We start from the raw sequence: 18,243 nt of genomic DNA, 5'->3' as shown, positions 1-18,243 counted from the left end.
TAACTTAATAGTTTATAACCTGTTCTTCAATTTCAACGGGGATATCGCGCCATTCGTATCGCTGGGTACGCAGCTGAGGCTCAAAGCCGGCTTCTTTTATGGATTCCTGAATGCCGCGGGCTGTAAATCTGTGCGGAGCACCGGCAGCAGATACTACGTTTTCCTCAATCATGATCGATCCAAAATCGTTAGCACCTGCATGTAAACATAGTTGGGCTACTTGCTTGCCTACGGTTAACCATGATGCCTGAATGTTTTTAACGTTAGGCAACATGATACGGCTCAGGGCAATCATGCGGATATATTCGTCGCCGGTAACATTGTTAGTGATACCGCGTACTTTACGCAAAAGCGTTCCATCGTCTTGAAAAGGCCACGGAATGAACGCGATAAAACCATAATGACCTTCCGGCTTTTCGGCTTGTACCTCGCGGATCCAAACCAAATGCTCAAAACGCTCCTCGATAGTTTCGATATGACCAAACATCATAGTTGCGGATGAAGGCAGGTTAAGCTGATGAGCGGCACGCATTACGTCGAGCCATTCTTTACCACCGCATTTGCCTTTTGATATCAGGCGACGCACCCGGTCATTCAGGATCTCGGCACCGGCACCAGGTAACGAATCTAAACCGGCTTCCTTCATGGCCCTGAGTACTTCGATGTGCGGCATGCCCTCTAATTTGGCAACGTGCGCAATTTCGGGCGGACCTAACGAATGTAATTTCAACTTAGGGTAAAGCTGTTTTAATTCGCGGAACAGATCGGTATAAAACTTCAATCCCAGGTCAGGGTGGTGACCGCCTTGCAACAACAACTGGTCGCCGCCGTAACGGAAAGTTTCCTCGATTTTCTTTTTATAAGTTTCAATGTCGGTTATATAACTTTCTTCGTGGCCGGGGCGACGGAAAAAGTTACAGAACTTACAATTAGCTATACAAACATTGGTGGTATTAACATTACGGTCAATTTGCCAGGTAACCTTACCATGCGGAACCTGTATTTTACGAAGTTCGTTGGCGGTATACATCAACTCGGCAGTTGAGGCGTTGTTATACAGGTAAACGCCTTCTTCAAGCGTTAAAAAATCAAACCGCAACGCGCGTTGCAACAGATCGGCTGTATTCATATCAGGCAAATATACGCAAGTTGATAATTTGATTTTGCCCGCTGTTAAATAATTGACAAATAAATGTGATCATTTTTTGCCGTGTTAGGCATGGATAAAAATGAAAACTTAAAACAAAGTAATTCAAGAAACATTGCCCTCTAACCTCTAACCTCTAACCTCTAACCTCTAACCTCTAACCTCTAACCTCTAACCTCTAACCTCTAACCTCTAACCTCTAACCTCTAACTCACCACCTTTCCTTTATCCAGTCTTAAAACCTTATCTACGCTATTAGGTATTTCATGCTGATAGTGGGTTACGTAAATAAGCGTAACATTTCCCAGGCTGCAAATGCTGTCAACCAGGTTTTTAAAATGGAGTTGTTGGTGATCATCCATCCCCTGGCAGGGCTCATCAAAAATTAATAATGCCGGGTTTTTGATGAGGGCACGGGCCAGGAGGCACAAACGTTGCGCGCTTGCGGGTACATTTTTGAGCAGCACGCGGGCATACTTTTCAATTTCCAATGCCTTCATCCATCGTAAAGCTATTTCAGCGCGCTCTTTATTGCCTGGCCTGAACAGGCCAAGGGTATCATAATACCCCGATTCAATTACCTGTAAGCAACTATTATCTGTAGGGAAGTACTGATGCAATTCGGGCGAAACAAAACCTATTTTCTTTTTAATATCCCAGATACTTTCGCCTGTGCCACGTTTTTTATCAAATAAAATAATATTGTTGGCATAAGCTTGTGGATTGTCTCCGTTGATCAGGCTTAGTAAAGTTGATTTGCCGGCTCCGTTGGGGCCAAGCAAAGCCCAATGCTCTCCGGGATTTATTTGCCAGTTTACATTATCCAATATTACTTTATCCCCATACTTAATATGTACATTCTCCATCTTTACAATGAGGTTGTACACAGCCGGGTTTTTATCAATATTGAGTAAGGCACTTAGCTCACCGGTATCAATGCTATCTGTAAGATCTATCTGGAATAATTCGGGTTTAAAATCCTGTTTAGGGCTTTCGTGAATAATAGCTCCTTTACTTAATACTGCAACATGTGTGATGGTCTCAGGGATTTCATGAATTGAGGTAGCCATGATCAGGTTAATACCCGAAGCAGTAATCTGCTCAATAATGCCGTTAAATTCTTCGCGTGTTTTTACATCCAGGCCGGTTAAAGGGCTATCAAGCATTAATAACACTGGGTTCTTCAGTAATGCGGCGGCCAGCATCAAACGTTTGGTTTCGCCGTTAGATAGTTTAATGATCTGCTTATTAAGCAATAACTCGAGGCGTAATAATGAAACTACTTTTTCAAGTGTCCAAAAGGCATGTGTTCCCTGAAGTTTTGGTATATTATCAAGATAATCTGCAACAGTGAGGGCATCTTCCGAGTCAGACGAGTTATATCGTTGCTGATAATAAAAATCGGTAGTGTTTGATAAGTTACGAAAATGATGTTTGGGTTCAACCAGAGCTATAAGTTTATGCGGCGTTGCAACCTCATTGGCGTTGAAAAGTTCGGCGTAATCGTTCCAGAAATGGTAATTTATTTCGCCCCCGGTAACGTTAAAACGCCCTGCTATAGTTTGTAGCAAGGCGCTTTTTCCCGATCCGCTTTCGCCGATGAGGGCCCAGCTTTCACCTTTATTTATATTGAAGCTTAAGCCGGTAAATAATGTTGTATTTAGGAAACGTACTGTTGCTTTATTTATTGATAGAAGTGCATTTGTCATAGCTTAACAAGTAGAGTAGCGCGTAAATGTACTCATCTGTGCCAAGGCCGTGAAATTTTTATAAATTTAAAATGGTAACTTCCTTTCTTACAGCAAATTTAAGCGATGCGTTTTAGTGGCTCGGTTGTGGCCGGTATTTCATTAGTCTTTTTATTAAGCCGGTTCCAGGCGTCAAAATCAACAATAAGTGCTTTCACCGAATTTTTGCAGCTGCTGTTAGGGCAGGTTATTGCCCAGTATTTTTTATTTTGTTCAATATGAGGTCTTCTGCCGCATTTAATGCAGTTTTCACATTGAATGTTGGGTTGTATCTGTATCGTCATAGCTGGTGAAAAATAGATTGTTGATTAATGATTTATAATAAGAACGCATTACGTAACCGCGGGGCAGCAACGCTTGACTTTGAACTTTCAATAAAAATTTGATTTTACTATCGGTTTACAAAGTCGCTATATTAACATATGTTGCCGGCATTTGTTTTTTCAGTCAACGGTTATTTGTAAAGTATTTATAATGGATTGCGATTGCGTTATGGTTTGTTAGGAGACGCGACTACTGTTATTGTATGTATTTGTATACACCAACACTCACCAAAGTTCATGTGTTACAAACAGATGCGCCCTGAGGCGCCAATTGTTAAAAAGGCCTGATTATTGCGTTCTGTTGTTGAAATTTATTTAAAAAACAACCATGAAAAACTTACATTTTTTACTATTTGCATTTGTGTTATTTACTTTGAGCAGTTGTTCGGTTATAACCGGCATATTTAAAGCGGGAGCAATTACGGGAATCATTGCTGTTATTGTAGTTATTGCCGTTATTATCTGGATCATTTCCTTGTTTCGGGGTAAAAGTTAATTTTCTTTCAAGGTTAATTATTAAATAATTAATTAAACAAATTGACTGTTGATTGGTTGAATATGGTATAAAAACATCTAATCATGGAAAATACACAAGCAACCGTACAGATTTTAAATGATCTGATCCAGATCAACAATGACAGGATTGAGGGTTATCAACGCGCTTCAAAAGATTTGAAGGATGGTGATACCGAACTAAAATCACTTTTTACAAGACTTATAGGCCAAAGCCAGGGTTACAAACTTGCGTTAGGTACCGAGGTAAGTGCTTTTGGAAAGGATATCGAAACCGGCACAAGTACCAGCGGTAAAATTCACCGGGTTTGGCTTGATGTGAAAGCCGCGTTTACAGGGCACGACACACATGATGTGCTGGAGGAATGTGAGTTTGGCGAAGATGCTATTTTAAAAGCATATCGTACAGCACTGGAAGATGAAAATTTACCGGCCTATCTGCGCGAAACCATCAGCCAGCAGGAAAGCGAACTTCTTGATGCGCATGACGAGATCAAAGCTCTGCGTGACAGTGTTCATTAAGTTAACAGGTAATTTATTATTGGGTTAACAAAAAAGGGGCAGTTTTAAAACTGCCCCTTTTTTGTTATTAAGCGAATCTTAGTTTTTGGGTTGAGGGTCGATGTTGAGATATTTTACTTGCCAGCTGTTTTTTTCGGCCCAGTCGCCATCTGTATATAGCATTTTAACTTCCCAGTTGGATTGCTCCAGTTTACCGCTGTTGTTTTCTATTTTTATTGTTGATTGCAGCAAGTAGATATTGGCTGTAGTATCAATGATAAATTTAAAACCCGCGTTATTAGGGAAAACTGCTTTTTCCGGTTGCTTTAGTTTTTCTTTTACAAATTCTTTTGCCATGGCAAAAGCTTCTTTTGAGGTGGGCTTGCGGTTAAGATGCACTGTGCTGTTTTTGCTTATGCCCATTATCACAACAATAAGCGTGATAGCAAAAACTATAGCAAAAAGCGTTGCGGTGCGTATGTGAGGGTGACGATGCCAGCTAATGTTTTTACGCTCATCGGCATCAAGGGTTTTCCATTCAGAATATTTCATATTTTATTGCTTATCACATTTAAGCAATACCGGAACAAATTGTTTGGAAATTATCAAGGCAAAAAAAAATGCCCCGAAAAATCGGGGCATTTTTTTAACAAAAAAAGTCAAATTACTTTTTAGTAGTGTCTTTTTTAGTAGTGTCAGCAGCCATTTTAGAAGTGTCAGCTTTAGAAGTGTCAGCTTTAGTAGTATCAGCAGCCATTTTAGATGAATCAGCTTTAGTTGAATCAGCAGAAGAAGCTGAAGATGAACCTTTACAAGCAGCGAAAGAAGCAGCGATAGCTAAAGCTAAAAAGCCTAATTTGAAGTTTTTCATTTTTTAAATTTTTTAATAAGTGATTTAATAGTTTACACCTTAATACCAGAAACAAAAAAAGGTAACCCATAATTTTTAAAAAAAATTACAAGTCACCTTTTTTATTGATGGATAACTAAAAAATCAATAGAAAAAAATTAAAAATGATATTTAACTGCTTTCTATTTTATCAGAAATAATTATTTCTTAGTGGTATCTTTTTTAGTAGTATCAGCAGCAACTTTAGTAGTATCAGTTGCAGTTTTAGTTGAATCAGTAACAACTTTAGTTGAATCAACTACTGTAGTTTTAGTAGTATCTTCGCCACCTTTTTTAGAGTCACCGTTACAAGCTGAGAAAGAAGCTGCAAGAACTAAAGCTACGAAACCTAATTTGAATGAATTTTTCATTTTTGAAGTTTTAAAATGTTAATGTTTTGTGATCGTTTGAAGATTAATACGCTTTAGTGAAAAAGGTAACCCATAAAAATTAACTAATTGTAAATTCTAAGGATTATTAGTTTAAATATAACTTGTTTTGCAAGCGAACTTTTTATTGCAGATTTGCTTGCATAGTTTTTTCAACATTGGGTTACCTTGTTTGTCTGCAGGTATTAAACAGTACCTTTAACGCAACATATAATCGTTACAGGCAGTGAAATGTAATGCGAATGTTATTAATTTATTTTAGTTTGATTTTTTTTGATAATAGTGGGTTACAATTTGACCTAAATAGTATTAAGAGTGAATAAAGACTTAAAAGCTTCGGCTCCAACAGATAGTGAAATAGTTCTTGGGATACTGAATAACTCGGAAGTAGTGCTGAAAAGGCTCTATACAACCTACTTTCCGATGATATTACAGTTGATCATCAATAACAACGGCGATGAGGACGATGCCAAGGATATTTACCAGGAAGCCATTATAGTTCTTTACAATAAGATTAAAGGCGGGGATTTTGAGCTTAACAGCAAGCTTAAAACCTACATATATTCGGTTTGCAGACGGCTTTGGCTTAAAAGGCTAAGCCAGATGAACCGGTACGGTGGCGATATCAGGGATTTTGAAGAGCACCTACCCGTTGAAGAAGAAATAGAAAGCCATAGTGACAGGGATATCCAGTTTGGTAAAATGGAGAGTGCGCTCCAACAATTGGGCGAACCCTGTAAAACCATTATGGAGGATTTTTATATTAAAAACAGATCGATGCAGGAGATCTGCGAACGTTTTGGCTATACCAATGCTGATAATGCCAAAACCCAGAAGTACAAATGCTTGCAAAGGCTGAAGAAATTGTTTTTTCAGCAAAAATAAGGAGATCAAGAGATGAGTGACAACCAACTTACGGAATTTATCGAGCGCTACTTCGACGGGAGCATGACCGCCGAAGAACGGGTTCAGTTTGAACTGCTCCGTAAAAATAACGCGGCTGTAGAAAGTAAAGTTACCGAGCACATTCAATTTATCGGCTTACTGAAGCAGTATGGCGAGCGTATTGAATTGGAAAGCCGTTTAAACGCTATCCACAGTGAGATTGACGTTCACGCGCTGAAGGAAGAAGTAACAATTCACCCTGTGTGGATTGTGCGCATGTGGCGTAACCATCATTCAAAGATATCTGTAGCTGCTTCGGTTGCTATCTTCGGTGTTTTAACTATCCTGATCTTAACAGGTAAGTTGAATAATGACAGGTCAAAATATCAGCAATTGAGTGAAAAAATTGATAAGATGGAGAAGACCGTGACTCAAATAGGTCATGGACGTACTCCGGAAAAGCCTAAACCGGTTAGGCCACCCGCAAATTTCAGGGGCACCGGTTTTGCACTTACATCAAACGGCTACTTGGCTACAGATTATCATGTGATCAAAAATGCCGATTCTGTTTACGTTCAGAATGCGGCAGGCGAGTCGTTTCATGCTAAAGTTATTTATACTGAACCTCAATATGATCTGGCCATACTACAAATAAATGATCCTTCATTCAAAAATTTAGGGCCTATACCATATAATTTGAAACGCTCGGAAGGTGATCTTGGTGAGAATGTTTATACACTGGGTTACCCTACAGATCATGTGGTTTATGGCGCAGGATATTTAGCTTCGGCCGCTAACTATTCAAATGATAGTACCGAGTATATAATTTCTGTTCCGGTAAATCCAGGTAACTCAGGCGGCCCGCTGCTTGACGAAAAGGGAAACGTGATAGGTGTGATCACCGCCAGACAAACTCAGGTTGCCGGCGCATATTTTGCTAAAAAGTCAACTTACCTATTGAAAACCATACAGAATATCCCAACAGATTCTTTGTCTAAAACCCTTAATATGAACACCAAGAATAAATTAAGCGGTTTAAGCAGTACTCAATTGAGTAAAAAACTTAAAAACTATGTTTTCATGGTTAAAGTATACAACCAATAATCGATAGCCCACTCAATAAAAATTAATATATTAAATGCGAAGAGACGCCGTGAGGTGTCTCTTTTCTTGTGGTGATATTTTTATGTCATTGCGAGGAGGAACGACGAAGCAATCGCATGCTATACAAGGCCGCTCTTCCGTGCGGTTGTTACGCTTCACAATGACATATTTATTAGTTTATGCTACCTATCCACTTCGCCCAAAACAAAGTCGATAGAGCCTACAATGGCTATCAGATCGGCGATAAGTACGCCTTTGGATAGTTCAGGTAGCACAGAAAGGTTATTGAAGCTTGGCCCGCGGGATTTTACACGGGTAGGGATCTCCGATTTACCGTCTGTCATAAAATAGAAGCCAAGCTCACCTTTGGCACCTTCACAGCGTACATAATAATCCTGTGCTTTGGGAATGGTTTTACGCGGCATTTTAGCACGCGGATCAAAATCAGGAGTACGCTTCAATTCTTTTTGCAAACGGTCAAGGCATTGCTCAACTATTCTTAATGATTGTTCAATTTCATCTACACGTACTTTATATCTGTCCCAGCAATCTCCAACTTTACCCATCAGACCTTGTCCAATCGGGATCTCAAAATCAATTTCCGGATATGCTGAGTAATTATCTATACGGCGTAAGTCCCATTTTAAGCCGGATGCGCGTAGCATTGGGCCAGAGCAGCCATAGTTGATTGCCACATCAAGTGGTAAAACGCCCACATTGGCCGTACGTGATATAAATACCTGGTTATCTGTAAGCAGTTGGTTAAGCTCAACCATTTTGGGCTTAAAGTATTCCACAAATTCGCGGCATCGTTCTTCAAAACCTACCGGTAAATCATAAAACAAGCCGCCAACCCAAATGTAATTATATAACATGCGCGAGCCCGACGCCCATTCCAGCATCCCCATAATATGCTCCCTATCCCTGAAACACCAGAGGAAAGGGGTAAAGGCGCCAATGTCGATACCGTAAGTGCCTATAGCTATCAGGTGCGAAGCAATACGGTTAAGTTCGCAAACCAGTACGCGGATGTATTCAACACGTTTAGGGATATCTTTATCAATGCCCATCATACGTTCAACACCCATCACAAAGGCATGGCTGTTGTTCATGGAAGCCAGGTAATCCAACCTGTCGGTAAAAGGGATGGTTTGCTGATAGGTTAGCGATTCGGCGTGCTTTTCAAAGCAGCGGTGAAGGTAACCTATATGTGGAATAACTTCTTTTACGATCTCACCATCGGTAATCAATTCCAGGCGCAAAACACCGTGGGTTGAGGGGTGTTGCGGGCCCACATTCAGGATCATATCCTCAACGCTGGCGTCGGCTATTTTTTTATTATACCTGAGGAGGGCTTCTTCGTATTTCGGGTTTGTGATGACCAATTTTATATCCTGTTAAATTAGTATCCGGCCATATTGCATGAGATGCACGGCCGGATACCAAAAATCAGTTTTTTTTTTCATTTATCGGGCTAATTTCCGGTAAAAATGAAGTAAAATCGATGGCCTGTTATTTAACAGACGATTTGTCGGTCATTTTGCTTATTTGAGTTGCCAGCCACGCATAGCTATACATAGCAACGGCTTTTGCCTTGCTGTCACGGCTTTTGAAGGTCCAAACGTCCTTCATAAATTCTTTATGGTTTTTATTGTTTAGCGTATCAAAAGCAACCGATATAGTTGGTGTTAATGAATATGCTGAGTGCCAGGTGCCAAAAGGAATAAACAATGTTTCGCCCGGGCCAACAACAAAATGGATAGGAGTAGCATCTTTAAACTTTGGATATTTTTCATAGTCCGGTTCAAAAATATTCAGTTCTGAACGCCATGGATCATCTGGTCGCGGATAAAGCATTTCTTCCTGGCCGCGTGGGAATACAGTAAAACGTTTCTCGCCATAAAGCTGGGTAATCCAGGCATTAAGGTGATAGTAGTCAATATGCATATAAGGGAACCTGCCACCAGGGCCGCCAACAAACATTTCAATAGCGCCGCCCCATTTACCGATATTAAACATTTTATTTCGCAGCCAATTAGGTGAGGCATAATTTAAGTCAAGCGGATCAAGAAGCGGCATCAATTCCGGAATGGTTGACGGGATATCAAAGATCATAGGATAGGGGGCCGGTTTATCTTCGGTACTGGCCTCCACCATATCCATTATCTGTTTCATGGTATAAGTGGTACCACGAACATCGGTTTTACGGTCGGGATAATTTTCACGAAACCAATCGGGGGTAAAGAGGCCATTCGCTTTCCAAACTTTAGCAGCCTTGGTAAAAACCAGCGGAATGCCGGGTTTGTAGTGTTCCTCAATAAATTCCTCGTAGGTGATGTTATCTCTCCTTATAATATCCATGGTTTAGTAAATAGGGTTATACAATCTTACAAAAAAGATTTATTTAAACTACGGATATTATACGGGAAAGGGCTTAAATAGTTAAGCCTGAAATTTTAATATTCACAAAATATTCATCATGTTAACTACGATTAGCTTGCGAAGCTAATCTATCCTGATGCCTTTATAAAACTCGGCGTTTTGATAGTCTTTCCGCAAAGGGAAACCCTCCCAATCATCTGGCAGCAAAATGCGGCGAAGATCAGGATGGCCTTCAAAATATATTCCTAAAAGGTCATAAGCCTCACGTTCGTGCCAGTCGGCCGTACGATAAACCGATGTAATGCTTTTAAACTCGGGCAACTCAGAACTCTCTTTAGGGTGAGGTTTGCTGATTTTTAGGGTTAGCTGTGTTTTATACGGTATAGATGCCAAATGATAAACCACGCCATAGCGGTTAGTTTCATCATTATAGTGTACGCCACTCAGGCTCGACAGAAAATCGAAATAAGTTTTGGAGTTATTGCGTAATTCCAGGCATACGGCAGTAATATCATCCGGGTTGATGAGTAATGCCGGTTGTAAACCGGTTGTTTCTTCGCCAGTAATTACGGTATCACCGAATTTTTCGGTGAGCAGTTGTTTAATATCATCAAAACTCATGGTGCAAGGCGTACTTTTTTCCAGGTTTTTTTATCAGTTTTTTTATACAGGATACGGTCGTGCATGCGGCTTGGGCGGCCTTGCCAAAACTCAATCAATTGAGGCTTCAAGATATACCCCCCCCAGTACGATGGTTTAGGCACCTCCTTGTCGGCATATTCAGCTTCCAGTTCGCTCCATTTTTGCTCCAATGCATCACGGCTTTCAATTTCCTGGCTTTGTGGGGATACTACCGCACCAACCTGGCTACCTTTAGGGCGCGAATGGAAATACTTTTCAGAATCTTCCTTGCTTACTTTTTCGATAGTACCTTCAATACGTACCTGCCTTTCCAACCCTCCCCAAAAAAATGTTAAAGCGCCTTGCGGGTTCTTGGCTATCTCTTTGCCTTTGCGGCTTAAGTAATTGGTAAAGAATATGAAACCACCTGTATTAAAGCCTTTTAAAAGCACAATACGGGCCGAAGGCTTACCATTTACAGTAGCGGTTGAAAGCGTCATGGCGTTGGGCTCATGCAATTTTGCCTCCAACGCTTCGTTAAACCATTGTTCAAACTGTTTAATAGGATCGCCCTTGGTACTGTTTTCTGACAGTGTAGAGGCACTATAATCCTGCCTTAAATTTTGTATTTCCTGCTGATTCATTTTAATGCAAACTTACAAATTAATTAAACCGTATATAATGATGTAAATCATTATTCATAATTGAACATATTTTTGCTATGCTTGTTATGTATTTAAACGCTAAACTTTATGCTTAGTCCTATAGCGGCCGCGGCAGGCCATTTACTCATTTCGGAGCCCTTTATGATGGATCCGAATTTTAGAAGAGCAGTAATAATTTTGACAGAATACTCTGCAGATGGTGCTATGGGCTTTATCCTTAACCATCAAAGTGAATATTTATTAGGCGATGTACTGCCGGATGTTTCATACTCCGAAATGCCCGTTTACGAAGGTGGCCCGGTTGCAAAAAATACACTGCATTTTATCCACTGCGCTCCCGATAAAATAGAAGGCGGAATTGAAATTGCCGATGGCCTTTACTGGGGTGGTGATTTTGACCAGGTGAAAGAGCTGGTATCCAATTATCAGTTAGGAACAGATGAAATTAAGTTTTTTGCAGGCTATTCTGGCTGGACTCCTCAACAGCTTGACGAAGAAATAAAAGAAGACAGTTGGATTGTGACCAATAAATTTGACGTAGAAACGCTGTTCACCCTTGATGAGCAAAACCTGTGGCGACAGGTAGTGATCAGCCTCGGCCAGCGTTATGCCCATATAGCTAATTTCCCTGAAAATCCGGCTTTGAATTAGTGGCAGGCTTTAGCGGCAGTTGCAGTTTTTAGTAGCAGTAGCAGTTTTCAGTGGAAGTAAAAAAGTAAAGGGCATGTTTATAAAACCTGCCCTTTACTTTTTTAGTCAAATTATTACTGGAACTGCCACTGCTACTAAAAACTGCTACTCACTAATCCCCGTCTTCCATTTCCTTTGCCGACTCTTCAACTTTCTTTTTAAGATTTTCTTTAAAGTCGATAAGGTTTTTTACCAGGTATTCATCTGCTGTCGATAGGATCTGCGCTGCAAGGATCCCGGCGTTTTTAGCCGCGTTTAATGCTACTGTAGCTACCGGGATACCGTTTGGCATCTGCAATATGGACAGGATAGAATCCCAGCCGTCGATAGAGTTGCTTGATTTTACTGGTACGCCAATTACCGGCAGGTGAGTTAATGAAGCAACCATGCCTGGCAAGTGCGCTGCGCCACCGGCACCGGCTATAATTACTTTTATACCGCGATCAGCAGCGGCACGTGCATAGCTAAACATTCTGTCGGGTGTGCGGTGGGCCGAAACAACGGTTATTTCATAATCAACGCCTAATTCGGCTAAAACATCAGCAGCATCCTGCATTACGCTCAGGTCTGATTTGCTGCCCATTATAATGGCGACTTTTGTAGTGGTACTCATGGTTGTATTTTATAAGCGTCATTGCGAGGAACGAAGCAATCCCCGATTAGCAGGTTCGCCCTGTATAGTTTGGGATTGCTTCGTTCCTCGCAATGACGCGCGGTGATTTATTAACTAATTACTTTTAGTGTCTTCTGCACAAACCGTGCTTTTTCTATAGCTTTTTCTCTATCGGCATCTACTATAGTAACATGCCCCATCTTCCTGAATGGTTTAGTTAAGGCTTTGCCATAAAGATGGATATACACTCCAGGTACTTTTAATATTTTTTCGATGCCCTGGTAAATCGCAGGCCCTTCGTATCCGGCTTCACCTAAAACGTTAACCATAATGGCGTTGTTAAGGCAAGCTGTATCACCCAATGGTTGGTTAAATATCGCCCTTAAATGCTGCTCAAATTGCGATACAACATTACCTTCAATAGTTTGGTGACCGCTGTTGTGTGGGCGTGGCGCCAGTTCATTAACCAGGATGCGGCCATGTTTATCTAAAAACATTTCTACGGCTAATAAACCTACAATTTTAAGGCTGTCGGCAATCTTTTTGGCTATTTGTTCGGCTTTTTGCTGTATGGCGAATGGCAGGGTAGAAGGGGCGATCAAAAACTCAACCAGGTTGGCTTTAGGATTAAATTCCATTTCAACCATCGGGAAGGTACTGATCTCTCCGTTTTCATTGCGGGCAACAATTACGGCTATCTCCTTTTCAAAATCAATCCATTGCTCAATAAGGCTTGGCTCTTTAAAGGCACCTGCAAGGTAACTTTCGTCAATTACTTTATATACGCCTTTGCCATCATAGCCGTCTTTACGTAATTTCTGAATGTATGGGAAAGGAATTAAACTTTGCTGAAGTTGCTGAGGAGACGAAATGATCTGGAAATTGGCAGTAGGGATATCGTTTTCTTTAAAAAACTGTTTCTGCAAACCTTTATCCTGTATCAACCGGATAATGCGCGATTGCGGGTAAACCAACACGCCTTCTTTTTCCAGTTGTTCAAGGGCATCAACGTTAACCTTCTCTATCTCAATAGTAAGCAGGTCGACAGTTTTGCCAAAGTTATACACCGTTTCATAATCGGCCAGTGAGCCTACGGTAAACTCATCACAAAGTTTACGGCATGGTGCTTCGCGGTCAGGGTCGAGTATTTTAACCGTCACATTATAGTTTATGGCTTGCTGTATCAGCATGCGGCCCAATTGTCCGCCGCCTAAAATACCCAGTTTTAAATCTCCGTAAAATGCTTTCATGTTTTGCAACTGCAAGTTTAGCCTAAATCTTTCAAAAAGTCTATAAATGCTTTCAACAACACCGGCTTAACGACGTTTTTTGGTCATCAGGTAATAAAAAACGCTGTGTACTATGATGAAGGTGATGGCGGTAATAAAGTAAAACGCCTTGTTTTCGGGACTTAACTGCAGCCTGAACGCTGTAATGGTAAACACAACAGAACCGGCATAATAAAGCACAAGCCTTATTGAAAGGTTATTGTAATATGCCGGGTTTGCTAAAAACAACATAGGCAGCGTCATTACAAAAATAATGATATTGAGGAATGCTAAACTCTCTGAGAGTGAGGGTAGTATTACTTTTAAATCTTCACCTACGCCTTTGTGTTGAAGCGCGTAATAAGCACAACTTGCTATGATGGATATGATAACCGAAAAAAGGAAAGTTTTAAAAAGCTGTTTGGCGAGTGCCTTCATAGTGATATTGATTGATATGGGTTATCGCTAATAATGCGATAAATTAATAATTTACAAATTAACGCATCGGCGGCCAAAATGCGTTAATCCCAATGTCACAAATTGATTGTAGCCACTGAGTACTGTCTCGAATCTTGTTTCTATAAGTCTTGATTCTGTTAATTATCTTCGCAGCTATGAAAGTATCCGGTTTTACCTTTATCAGGAACGCAGTACGTAACGATTATCCCATTGTTGAGGCCATTACATCGATATTGCCGCTTTGCGATGAATTTATTGTTGTGGTAGGTAATTCTGACGATGGTACCCGCGGACTGATCGAGGCTATCAACTCGCCGGTTATCAAAATCATCGATTCGGTTTGGGACGAATCCCAGCGAGAAGGGGGGAAGGTGTTTGCTACAGAAACGGATAAAGCTTTTGCTGCTATATCGCCGGATGCCGACTGGTGCTTTTACATTCAGGGTGACGAAGCCGTACACGAAAAATATCATCCGCTGATAAAAAAGGAAATGCAGGAAGCTTTGAATAAGCCTAATATCGAAGGTCTGCTGTTTAAATACCTGCATTTTTATGGCTCGTATGATTATTACGGGCATTCGAGACGTTGGTACCGCCGCGAAATCCGTTTACTCAAGAACATCAAAGGCATCCATTCATACCGGGATGCTCAGGGCTTCAGACTTGATAATCGTAAGATAAATGTAAAACTCATTGATGCTTATATCTATCATTATGGTTGGGCCAAGCCACCTAAAGGCTTAAGCAATAAGGTGCGCAATTTTAACCAGTTTTATCATGATGAAAACTGGATGGCGCAAAACCTGCCCGAAACTTACGAGTTTGACTACAGCAATGCAGATCGCCTGATCCGCTTTACCGGGACACACCCCGCGCCAATGCAAAAACGGATTGCAGCCACCAATTGGAATATCGATTTCGACCATAAGAAACTGAGAAAACAGATGGATTTTCGCCGTAAATTACTACAGAAGGTAGAAGATATTACCGGTTGGAGGGTTAGCGAATATAAAAACTACAAGATAGTGGAGCGATAGATAAACTATCGTCATTGCGGGGTACGAAGCAATCGCAAACTATACAGGGCGAACCTGCTAATTATGGATTGCTTCGTGCCTCGCAATGACGTGGTGGAGATGTACACGGCTTGAATCGAAAGATGGCACGTGTGAAATAGCATCAACGCAATCAGCGGCATCAATAAAATCAGCGGTCATATATTCTGCGCGATTACAAAGCCGCTTGCCCAGGCCCATTGAAAATTATAACCGCCAAGCCAACCTGTAACATCCACACATTCACCTCCGAAAAACAACCCGGGTACTTTTTTAGCTTCCAGTGTTTTGGATGATAGTTCATCAGTAGCCACACCGCCGCGCATCACCTCGGCTTTATCATAACCTTTATCGCCGGCAGGTTTCACCTTAAAATCATGAATAAGCGCGCTGATGTTTTCTATATCGGCTTTGTTCAACGAGGCCATGTTTTTCTCAGCGGGCAGTTTGTCACTTAAGGCCTCTGCAAACTTTCGGGTGTATAATGATGCTATATAGGCCAGCAGCATTTTTTTGCCATTGGTTTCCTTTTCCTGTTGAATCAGGTCGGCAATGTTTTGATTGGGGAGCAGGTCGATATTGATGGATTCGCCGGGTTTCCAGTAGGAAGAAATTTGCAAAATAGCCGGCCCGCTAAGTCCCCAATGGGTAAACAGGATGTTTTCTTCAAAACTTGCCCTGTCGTTCCAAACCCTGCAAAAAATGCTGTTGCCGGATAGTTGTTCATACCATGGCTGGTCTTTACCGGTAATGGTAAGCGGCACCAGGGCGGGAGCGGTGTCGGTAACTTTTAAACCAAAGTTGCGGGCAGTACGCAGGCCGAAATCGGTAGCTCCCATTTTAGGAATAGGCAAACCGCCCGCCGCCATTACCACGCTGGCGGCGCTTATATATTCCTGCTTGCCATTTACTTCGGCGCGGACTGTAAAGCCATCGTCAGTTTTTTCAATGGCTTTTACTTCTGCAGCAAGCCAGATCTCCTGTCCAAGATCATCGCAGAGGTTGGTAAAAACCTCAACAACGTCTTTTGCTTTGTCGCTAATAGGAAACAGCTGACCAAGTGTTTTTTCTTTACCGCTGATGCCATATGTTTCAAAAAAGCTGACTGTGTCATCAACTGTCCATTGTGAAAAGGCTGATTTACAGAAATGTGGATTCTGCGAAATAAACTGCTGATCTGTTGCGTAAAGGTTGGTGTAGTTGCAACGCCCGCCACCGCTGATGAGGATCTTGGCGCCAACACGGTCGTTTTTTTCAAGCACCAGTACACGTTTGCCCAAAAAGCCCGCCTGTACGGCACACATGAGGCCGCATGCGCCTCCACCAATTATTATAGCGTCAAAATCTGTTTGTTTTACTAAATTTGTACTCATGACGGATGTTTCGCAAATATCAGAATTTGGAAAGATACTCATCTTTATTATTACGGGGATAATAATGGTGTGTGTGATATTTTTTATCAACAGACTTTTAGCACCTAATAATCCCAACGCCGAAAAATTAAGCTCGTACGAATGTGGTGAGGAACCTACCGGTAATGCGTGGTTGCCCTTTAATCCGCGTTTTTATGTTATAGCGTTGGTTTTTTTGCTGTTTGATGTAGAGATGGTATTTATTTTTCCATGGGCAACGGTATTTGGAAGTCATGAAATCGCGGCGCAGGACACGCGCTGGGGATGGCTTTCACTTGCCGAAATGTTTGTGTTTTTAGGCATCCTGATTATAGGTTTAATTTACGTTTGGCGCAAAGGCGACCTGGATTGGATAAAACCGACCCCGGTTGTACCTCATACCGATGTGCATATCCCGCCATCATTGTATGAGCAGTTAAACCGGGAGCAAAGCACGTTTACAGTAAAAGCTTTCAATGCCGATACCGTAGTGCCTGCTACTGCAACTGCCGCTGCCACTACCACTACAACTCCCCAAACAGAGCCCGCCCGCAAACCGATGTTTAAACCTGCCTTTAAAAAGCCTGCAAATGAATAACGATATAACAAGTGAAAATGGTGGCGTAGTGATAACCAAAATGAACGATCTGCTCAATTGGGCACGTCTGTCATCATTATGGCCGCTTAGCTTTGGTATAGCCTGCTGTGCTATTGAAATGATGGGCTCAATGGCCTCCACGTATGATCTTGACCGTTTTGGTGTTTTCCCGCGCCCATCTGCCCGCCAGGCTGATGTGATCATCATTGCAGGTACTGTTACCTTTAAAATGGCTGAGCGTATCAAACGCCTTTACGAGCAAATGCCCGACCCTAAATACGTCATCTCGATGGGCTCTTGTTCTAATTGTGGTGGCCCGTACTGGCAGCATGGCTATCACGTGGTAAAAGGCGTAGATAGGGTGATTCCCGTTGATGTATATGTACAAGGCTGCCCACCCCGTCCCGAAGCACTTATTGGCGCTATTTTAGAACTGCAGAAGAAGATTGAAGGCGAGCAGTTGATAAAGGCGTAAAATAATGCCGGGACCTAAAGGTTTAAAAAAGCCACTATTTTATTTTGAGCCATTATCCACATGGGATTTAGTTACTGTGTGGGGCTATGGCGTCGTAACAGTAATTTTTATATTTTATAACTTTTGCGATGTAGGCCCCAATAAAGTTGTTAGTTTAATTTTTTACACGGTACCCCTTCAACTGTTCAATTATTTTCTAAACTACGTTTCTTTAAGAAATTTAAAAACCTTTTTAATTTGGTGTGGGTTTGGAGCAGTTCATATCTGCTTATTCTTTTTATTGAAAAATAATACCGTTTACAACGGGGCACGGGGCGTTTTGCTCAATACAACTATATTGTTGTTTTTATACCAGGGACTTAGAATAGCAAGCAGGAAAATTCAAGGGCAAGAGTTAGGTATGCCAACTAAACAATATAAAGATTTATTTGATAACAGAGATATCACGGTTTGGGATTTTATCTTCTTCGCAATATATTTTGGTAGTTTTGGTTACTTAAGTGTATTTGCCATGTCTAAAGTTTAGT

At 41.3% G+C, this 18,243-nt stretch carries 21 protein-coding genes; 8 read left to right on the top strand and 13 right to left on the bottom strand.

Annotated features, from left to right (window positions below):
* Nucleotides 1-4 precede the first annotated feature (4 nt).
* Nucleotides 5-1,129, bottom strand: a complete 1,125-nt coding sequence (gene mqnC / locus DUL71_RS12070; protein ID WP_114938300.1) for a cyclic dehypoxanthinyl futalosine synthase — start codon at nt 1,127-1,129, stop codon at nt 5-7.
* A gap of 224 nt (nt 1,130-1,353) precedes the next feature.
* The gene (locus tag DUL71_RS12065) at nt 1,354-2,856 is read right to left on the bottom strand and encodes an ATP-binding cassette domain-containing protein (protein ID WP_114938299.1); all 1,503 of its coding nucleotides are present in this window, start codon (nt 2,854-2,856) and stop codon (nt 1,354-1,356) included.
* A 941-nt stretch (nt 2,857-3,797) separates the two neighbouring features.
* Between DUL71_RS12065 and DUL71_RS12055 the strand changes: the two genes are divergently transcribed.
* Nucleotides 3,798-4,253 (top strand): PA2169 family four-helix-bundle protein, encoded by a 456-nt coding sequence (locus DUL71_RS12055; RefSeq protein ID WP_114938298.1) that lies wholly within the window; start codon nt 3,798-3,800, stop codon nt 4,251-4,253.
* 78 nt (nt 4,254-4,331) lie between these two features.
* Here DUL71_RS12055 and DUL71_RS12050 read toward each other — a convergent pair whose 3' ends face one another.
* The 3 genes from DUL71_RS12050 to DUL71_RS12040 form a co-directional block, all read right to left on the bottom strand.
* Nucleotides 4,332-4,784, bottom strand: a complete 453-nt coding sequence (locus DUL71_RS12050) for a hypothetical protein (RefSeq protein WP_114938297.1) — start codon at nt 4,782-4,784, stop codon at nt 4,332-4,334.
* A gap of 112 nt (nt 4,785-4,896) precedes the next feature.
* Complete coding sequence (locus DUL71_RS12045; RefSeq protein ID WP_114938296.1) at nt 4,897-5,103, bottom strand: hypothetical protein; 207 nt, start codon at nt 5,101-5,103, stop codon at nt 4,897-4,899.
* Between the two features lie 179 nt (nt 5,104-5,282).
* Nucleotides 5,283-5,492: a hypothetical protein gene (locus DUL71_RS12040; protein ID WP_112571831.1), complete on the bottom strand. Its 210-nt coding sequence runs from the start codon at nt 5,490-5,492 to the stop codon at nt 5,283-5,285.
* A gap of 333 nt (nt 5,493-5,825) precedes the next feature.
* Here DUL71_RS12040 and DUL71_RS12035 point away from each other — a divergent pair, with 333 nt between their 5' ends.
* Nucleotides 5,826-6,395 (top strand): RNA polymerase sigma factor, encoded by a 570-nt coding sequence (locus DUL71_RS12035; protein ID WP_114938295.1) that lies wholly within the window; start codon nt 5,826-5,828, stop codon nt 6,393-6,395.
* Nucleotides 6,396-6,407: 12 nt separating this feature from the next.
* The gene (locus DUL71_RS12030) at nt 6,408-7,499 is read left to right on the top strand and encodes a S1C family serine protease (RefSeq protein WP_114938294.1); all 1,092 of its coding nucleotides are present in this window, start codon (nt 6,408-6,410) and stop codon (nt 7,497-7,499) included.
* A gap of 182 nt (nt 7,500-7,681) precedes the next feature.
* On the opposite strand, the gene DUL71_RS12025 is transcribed toward DUL71_RS12030, so the two are convergent.
* The 4 genes from DUL71_RS12025 to pdxH all read right to left on the bottom strand — a co-directional run bounded on the left by DUL71_RS12025 (nt 7,682) and on the right by pdxH (nt 11,146).
* A complete protein-coding gene (locus DUL71_RS12025; RefSeq protein ID WP_425270976.1) occupies nt 7,682-8,878 on the bottom strand; it encodes an NADH-quinone oxidoreductase subunit D in 1,197 nt (398 codons plus the stop codon).
* A 133-nt stretch (nt 8,879-9,011) separates the two neighbouring features.
* A complete protein-coding gene (locus DUL71_RS12020; protein ID WP_114938293.1) occupies nt 9,012-9,860 on the bottom strand; it encodes a cupin-like domain-containing protein in 849 nt (282 codons plus the stop codon).
* 144 nt (nt 9,861-10,004) lie between these two features.
* On the bottom strand, nt 10,005-10,502 hold the full coding sequence (locus tag DUL71_RS12015) for an NADH-quinone oxidoreductase subunit C (protein ID WP_114938292.1): 498 nt from the start codon (nt 10,500-10,502) through the stop codon (nt 10,005-10,007).
* Nucleotides 10,499-11,146 (bottom strand): pyridoxamine 5'-phosphate oxidase, encoded by a 648-nt coding sequence (gene pdxH / locus DUL71_RS12010; RefSeq protein ID WP_114938291.1) that lies wholly within the window; start codon nt 11,144-11,146, stop codon nt 10,499-10,501. Before pdxH ends, DUL71_RS12015 begins: the two co-directional genes overlap by 4 nt.
* 108 nt (nt 11,147-11,254) lie before the next feature.
* On the opposite strand from pdxH, the gene DUL71_RS12005 reads away from it, so the two are divergent.
* Nucleotides 11,255-11,818: a YqgE/AlgH family protein gene (locus DUL71_RS12005; protein WP_112571819.1), complete on the top strand. Its 564-nt coding sequence runs from the start codon at nt 11,255-11,257 to the stop codon at nt 11,816-11,818.
* A 151-nt stretch (nt 11,819-11,969) separates the two neighbouring features.
* Here DUL71_RS12005 and purE read toward each other — a convergent pair whose 3' ends face one another.
* The 3 genes from purE to DUL71_RS11990 form a co-directional block, all read right to left on the bottom strand.
* A complete protein-coding gene (gene purE / locus DUL71_RS12000; protein WP_114938290.1) occupies nt 11,970-12,470 on the bottom strand; it encodes a 5-(carboxyamino)imidazole ribonucleotide mutase in 501 nt (166 codons plus the stop codon).
* A gap of 110 nt (nt 12,471-12,580) precedes the next feature.
* Nucleotides 12,581-13,720: a 5-(carboxyamino)imidazole ribonucleotide synthase gene (locus DUL71_RS11995; RefSeq protein WP_114938289.1), complete on the bottom strand. Its 1,140-nt coding sequence runs from the start codon at nt 13,718-13,720 to the stop codon at nt 12,581-12,583.
* Nucleotides 13,721-13,786: 66 nt separating this feature from the next.
* On the bottom strand, nt 13,787-14,176 hold the full coding sequence (locus DUL71_RS11990) for a hypothetical protein (RefSeq protein WP_114938288.1): 390 nt from the start codon (nt 14,174-14,176) through the stop codon (nt 13,787-13,789).
* A 176-nt stretch (nt 14,177-14,352) separates the two neighbouring features.
* On the opposite strand from DUL71_RS11990, the gene DUL71_RS11985 reads away from it, so the two are divergent.
* Nucleotides 14,353-15,234 (top strand): glycosyltransferase family protein, encoded by an 882-nt coding sequence (locus DUL71_RS11985; protein ID WP_114938287.1) that lies wholly within the window; start codon nt 14,353-14,355, stop codon nt 15,232-15,234.
* Nucleotides 15,235-15,410: 176 nt separating this feature from the next.
* Here DUL71_RS11985 and DUL71_RS11980 read toward each other — a convergent pair whose 3' ends face one another.
* The gene (locus DUL71_RS11980) at nt 15,411-16,625 is read right to left on the bottom strand and encodes a BaiN/RdsA family NAD(P)/FAD-dependent oxidoreductase (RefSeq protein ID WP_114938286.1); all 1,215 of its coding nucleotides are present in this window, start codon (nt 16,623-16,625) and stop codon (nt 15,411-15,413) included.
* On the opposite strand from DUL71_RS11980, the gene DUL71_RS11975 reads away from it, so the two are divergent.
* Genes DUL71_RS11975 through DUL71_RS11965 form a run of 3 tightly spaced genes read left to right on the top strand, consistent with a single transcriptional unit; the run spans nt 16,624 to nt 18,242 of the window.
* The gene (locus tag DUL71_RS11975; protein ID WP_114938285.1) at nt 16,624-17,241 is read left to right on the top strand and encodes an NADH-quinone oxidoreductase subunit A; all 618 of its coding nucleotides are present in this window, start codon (nt 16,624-16,626) and stop codon (nt 17,239-17,241) included. The two genes, DUL71_RS11980 and DUL71_RS11975, sit on opposite strands and share 2 nt — an antisense overlap.
* The gene (locus DUL71_RS11970) at nt 17,234-17,716 is read left to right on the top strand and encodes an NADH-quinone oxidoreductase subunit B (protein ID WP_091167978.1); all 483 of its coding nucleotides are present in this window, start codon (nt 17,234-17,236) and stop codon (nt 17,714-17,716) included. Before DUL71_RS11975 ends, DUL71_RS11970 begins: the two co-directional genes overlap by 8 nt.
* Before the next feature lie 4 nt (nt 17,717-17,720).
* Nucleotides 17,721-18,242, top strand: a complete 522-nt coding sequence (locus tag DUL71_RS11965) for a hypothetical protein (protein ID WP_112571804.1) — start codon at nt 17,721-17,723, stop codon at nt 18,240-18,242.
* Nucleotide 18,243 lies beyond the last annotated feature (1 nt).

This window comes from Mucilaginibacter endophyticus (genome assembly GCF_003351025.1).
Classification (GTDB): domain Bacteria; phylum Bacteroidota; class Bacteroidia; order Sphingobacteriales; family Sphingobacteriaceae; genus Mucilaginibacter; species Mucilaginibacter endophyticus.
Note: the sequence above shows the minus strand (reverse complement) of the source record. Positions and strands in the feature narration are given on the sequence as shown.